This window comes from Lachnoanaerobaculum saburreum DSM 3986, from assembly GCF_000185385.1.
Lineage (GTDB): Bacteria > Bacillota > Clostridia > Lachnospirales > Lachnospiraceae > Lachnoanaerobaculum > Lachnoanaerobaculum saburreum.
Window position 1 is genome coordinate 1 of record NZ_GL622307.1, and the last position, 1,414, is coordinate 1,414.

At 34.7% G+C, this 1,414-nt stretch carries 1 protein-coding gene; it reads left to right on the forward strand.

Going from position 1 to position 1,414, the window contains the following annotated elements:
* Positions 1–75: 75 nt before the first annotated feature.
* Positions 76–1,414 (forward strand): IS66 family transposase (locus HMPREF0381_RS14060; protein ID WP_008752681.1); only part of this gene is annotated, 1,339 nt, incomplete at its 3' end.

The window sequence follows — 1,414 nt, forward strand, 5'->3', positions numbered from 1 at the left end:
TTAATAACAGTAGTTTTTTTAATATATTTCAGTTAAAATTATCTTATTAAAGAAGCTGAGAGGAGGCGGTCAAAAATGTTTGGAAATTATGAAAAAGGATTATATAACCAGTTTGCAGAAGTTATGGCACGCCTTGAGTCTGTGGAGAAACTTTATAAGAAGAATGTTAAAACTTTAAATGATCGTATTGATGAACTGACAGAGGAAAACAAAGCCCTTCGTAAGGAAAATAAACTTCTTAAGGATGAGAATGCTCGATTAAAAAGCATAATTAACAATGATAGTTCCAGTACCTCACTTCCACCATCAACTGATCAAAAAGGTGGTAAGTCTGCCAACGCATTTAATGGGAGAAGCAAGACCGGACGTAAGGCGGGTGGTCAAAAAGGCCACCCGGGGACAACGCTTACAAAATCTGATATAATAAAAAAGATAGAATCAGGAAAGTGCAAACATAAGATTCAGACCATTGGTGTAGTATCAGATTCCAATTATATTACAAAATATGTTGTTGATTTAAGCGTAGAGCCTATCATTACAGAGATACGCATATATGCGGATGAAAAGGGAAACTTTTCCATACCGACGCAGTATCACAGTGACGTAACATATGGTGAAAATGTAAAAGCATTGGCTGTTTCTCTATATAGTGAAGGTGTTATGTCAAACGACAGAATAGCTTCTTTCTTAAATTCAGCCGGTGGTGGAGAATTATGCTTATCAGAAGGCAGTGTTTATAGTTTTTGTCGGAAGTTTGAAGAAATATCAAAGAACAGTATTGAGCATTTGAACGAGACACTAAGCATAAAAAATATAGTAGCAACAGATGCAACTACCGTGACAGTAAATGGCAAACAGAATTACATTAGAAATTTTAGTAACGTTGATACGGTAGTTTACAATGCAATGAAAAGCAAATCCATAAAGAGCTTGAAAGATATTGATTTTCTAAATAAGTATGCAGGAACTCTGATTCATGACCACGAAACAGCATTATATCATTTTGGTACAGACCATGCAGAATGTAATGTACATATCATACGATATCTGCGTAAAAATTCTGAAGAAGCCCAAAACAAATGGTCAGAAGATATGATTAAGCTATTGAGTAATATGAACAAAGATAGAAAAGAGTTAATATCAAAAGGGTCTAGTTCCATGCCTGCTGAATGTATAAAAGAATATGAAGAGAAATATTTCTCTATTTTGAAACAGGGAGACAAAGAGAATAAAGGTACTACCCATAAATATGCAAAAATGGAAGAAGCTGCACTAATTAGGCGGATGAGAAAATACAGTCATAACCATCTGCTATTTTTGCATGACTTTTCTATTCCGTTTGATAATAATATATCAGAAAGGGATCTGAGGAAAGCGAAAAATAGGCAGAAAATGGCAGGAGGTTTCCGAAAAG